At 46.6% G+C, this 3,192-nt stretch carries 4 protein-coding genes and 1 pseudogene; all 5 read right to left on the bottom strand.

Features of this window, described 5'->3' with window-relative positions; translation table 11 throughout:
• Nucleotides 1-218 precede the first annotated feature (218 nt).
• Complete coding sequence (locus tag Q0991_RS20415) at nt 219-1,307, bottom strand: pentapeptide repeat-containing protein (protein WP_299492001.1); 1,089 nt, start codon at nt 1,305-1,307, stop codon at nt 219-221.
• 108 nt (nt 1,308-1,415) lie between these two features.
• Complete coding sequence (gene aat, locus Q0991_RS20410) at nt 1,416-1,997, bottom strand: leucyl/phenylalanyl-tRNA--protein transferase (RefSeq protein ID WP_299491999.1); 582 nt, start codon at nt 1,995-1,997, stop codon at nt 1,416-1,418.
• Between the two features lie 45 nt (nt 1,998-2,042).
• Nucleotides 2,043-2,225, bottom strand: coding sequence for a helix-turn-helix domain-containing protein (locus Q0991_RS20405; RefSeq protein ID WP_299491997.1), 183 nt, complete (start codon nt 2,223-2,225; stop codon nt 2,043-2,045).
• Between the two features lie 308 nt (nt 2,226-2,533).
• Nucleotides 2,534-2,761, bottom strand: a pseudogene (tnpA, locus tag Q0991_RS20400) (IS200/IS605 family transposase); the annotation flags it as partial.
• A 241-nt stretch (nt 2,762-3,002) separates the two neighbouring features.
• The coding region (locus Q0991_RS20395) for a hypothetical protein (protein WP_299491995.1) at nt 3,003-3,192 on the bottom strand (190 nt) is incomplete at its 5' end.

Below are 3,192 nucleotides of genomic sequence, written 5' to 3'. Positions count from 1 at the left end.
CCGCTGCAAGCAGACGGGGTATGGAATACGATTTGCTCCCAAACCGTAGATTTGGATTGCAATCCCATTTCTTCGCTGCAAGCAGCGGGGAATCTACCCTCACTAGATTGAACTGACTGTATCTAGTGCGAGCCCAATGCTTAATCCAAGAGACTCAAGCAGTTTGAGTCTAAGCAGGTAGAAGATAATAGTCTTTACGTTATGCGGGTGTGCATGTTCTAGAGAGTCTCGTTTAAGGGCGCATCACGCAGTTTTTGTTGTTTTTGTATTAAGTCTTGGAATGCTCGATCAAAGATGGCGTTAGGGTTAGCAGTAGATTGAATCTGCTCTATCGTCAGGTTCGCAGTGGAGCGGAGATCCGCCTTTTTGAGATTGGCTTCCATTAAATTAGCTTCGCTGAGATTGGCACCAATGAGATTGGCTTCAGTCAGGTTGGCTTTGGCAAAATCTGTTCGCTGCAGATTTGCTTCCACGAGAGTAGTTGCACTCAGATTTGCTTTGGTGAGATTAGCTTCACTAAAGTTGCTCTTTAGTAAATTGGCCGCTTCCAAATCTGATTCGAACAGCCTGGCTTGACTGAAGTTGGCATTGCTACAGTCTGCCTTTCTTAGTTGAGTGGCATTCAGATCAGTCCGATGAGCATTTACCTGGGTGAAATTAGCACCATTCAGGTGAGCGCCACTGAGATTAGCTTCAGATAAGTTAGCAGCTTGCAAATTAGCATGCTCCAACTGGGCTTGGGCTAGTTCAGATCGACTAAGATCCGTTTTACTCAAATCGAGCTGTCCTCCAGGTAAATCATGCTGCACATTGCGACGACTAATCACGGTGAGGGCAGCTTGGATGTCCGTGGGCATATGGGTTGGGCGTTGACCTCGGAGAATCGCCTTGTCCCGAATGTAAGATGTCAACACTTCCATAACGATCCAGTGGTCAGGGGGAGAGTCCTTGGCAACTCGCTCTAATAGGTAGATACCCCCCAAACGCACCTCTAAGCGCTCATCTCCTAGCAGTTCGACAGCCTTACTAAATCGCTCGGTCACCTCTTTGCCTTCCATGATCAGGAGGTTTCGACGGCTAAGGTAGGCGGTCGTCAGAAAAAACAGCCCCCCCAGGGCCTGGATCAACGTACGACGATGGGCGTCTTCAATAAAGGCGCGATCTCGAATTTCGACTGGCTCATCTAAGCCATTGACCTGCCATCTCGGCAATAGCCACACTACCACGCCTAGAATCAACAAACTCAGCCCACCCCAAAAAGGAAATGGGATATGGGTTATCCAAGTATTTCTAATTCCAAAAAGCATGGCAATTGTTCAATCACTACAATCCAGCAAAACTATAAAGACTTATAGCCAAGGTTCACCCGCCTACTTAATCATGAGTAAAGGGAATCAATGCTTTCCTTGGTCCCTCTATGAACAGGGTTGAAAATTTCGCTGCAGTTGGACTGCTGCTTGCAATCGCTGTTGGTACTCGGTTTCTGAGATGGTGTAGGCTCCAAACCGTTGTAAATGCGGATTCATGATTTGGACATCAAATAAGGTGAATTGTTGCGATCGCAAATGATTCACCAACATCACCATCGCCACTTTTGAACCTTCCGAGATATTAAAAAACATGGATTCACCGATAAAAGCCCCACCCGTCGCTAACCCCAGAATGCCACCTGCGAGTTGGTCTCCCTGCCATGTCTCAAAACTGTAGGCCCAGCCTGCCCGATATAGCATCTGATAAATTGCCTTGAGTTCATCCGAGATCCAGGTAGATTCACGATGGGCACAGCCGTCTACTACCCCCAAAAAATCGCGATTGATGGCCGTTGTAAACCGATTTTGATTGAGACTCCGACGAAGCGATTTGGGAAAGCGAAACCGATCATCAATGGGCATAATTGCCCGATGATGACTGGAATACCATCCCAATCCATTGCCGTTATCCATCAGGAAATAGCCCTGACGATAGCCAGCAATAATCTCAGATGGATCAATCTGCATTATATAAACTACTCCGCCTTAAGAGGGACGGGGGTTCCGTCCTGCTTAGTTTGAGATACAGTTTTGTTGAGCGAGATAATCAACGTTAATCCCCCAGTGCTGATACCTATCACGCCGTTTTGCTAGGGCTGCATTGTATAAATAGCCATGCAGTCTACGCCCCTCCAAAAGCTGATGCGCTTGAGCAGGTGTGGGGTAAAGTCTGAAGGTGGTGCAACGTGTTAGCATACTCTATGCCGCCTTTACCTATAGACAGTTGAAAGCTAAATATCATAACGGTTCTCACTCTGTTTATTCTATTTGCCTACATCTCGTTTTCGTCACTAAATATCGTCGCCAAATCATTAGGGTGCACGAAAAAAAGCGCGCGATGCTGATCTCTAAAGTCCCACAGACTTGATCAGATGGGCATTATATTGATCGCATAAGTGTCTACTGGTTTCGGGTTTTTATCCAGTCGGACACCACCTGCGAAGCAGGTGGCTTGATGAGCGGGACCACCCCAAGGGCGGTCGTTCTACATCTAACTTATCTGTCTAGAACCGACCACTTGCATCGCTACCTTCCTGCTCGCGAATATAGCGACGTACAACTGACTCCTCAAATCCTACCGTTGATACCGCATAACCCCTAGCCCAAAAGTTCTCTCCATTAAAGTTGCGATGCCTACCATTAAACTGGCAGGCTATCGCTAAGGCACTCTTGCCCTTCAGAAAACCGATTACTGACGAGACCGAGTGCTTGGGAGGAATCTCTATGCACATATCCTGCATTATTCATGACGGTTGTGGGAATGTCTCGAACATCTCTCCACAGATTAAGCCCAGCATTGATTTGAACTACAGGCTGTTTTGAGGAGTGTCCTTGCCATCAGCGTTTGAAGCCCTCGTGAATAATCCAGGTTGTCCCTCTTTTATCACTTTGATAGGAGAGTATCTGTAAGCTTGAAATTACGTTAGTGCATGGCCTGATGATTGGGTTCACTCCAAACGCAATTACGTTGTTTCAAATTTCATCTATCTGAAGTGACAAAAGAGGCTTATCATCTCTCGCTCCCAATTGCTTTAACGCAGACTTCTGCGCTTTTGTTAAGCCCTTAACGCTTGTGATATTAATGCCTTCATAGATGCGATCGGGGCGTAAGGTCTTGATACACTGTTTTGTGTGGATATCCCATAGTTTAATGGTTTCATCT

This window comes from Acaryochloris sp. IP29b_bin.137, from assembly GCF_028285745.1.
Lineage (GTDB): Bacteria > Cyanobacteriota > Cyanobacteriia > Thermosynechococcales > Thermosynechococcaceae > Acaryochloris.
Note: the sequence above shows the minus strand (reverse complement) of the source record. Positions and strands in the feature narration are given on the sequence as shown.

Coding starts and splice junctions, on each gene's coding strand:
- Q0991_RS20405 (WP_299491997.1), bottom strand. CDS start 2,225: ATGCTAACACGTTGCACCACCTTCAGACTTTACCCCACACCTGCTCAA.
- Q0991_RS20415 (WP_299492001.1), bottom strand. CDS start 1,307: ATGCTTTTTGGAATTAGAAATACTTGGATAACCCATATCCCATTTCCT.
- aat (WP_299491999.1), bottom strand. CDS start 1,997: ATGCAGATTGATCCATCTGAGATTATTGCTGGCTATCGTCAGGGCTAT.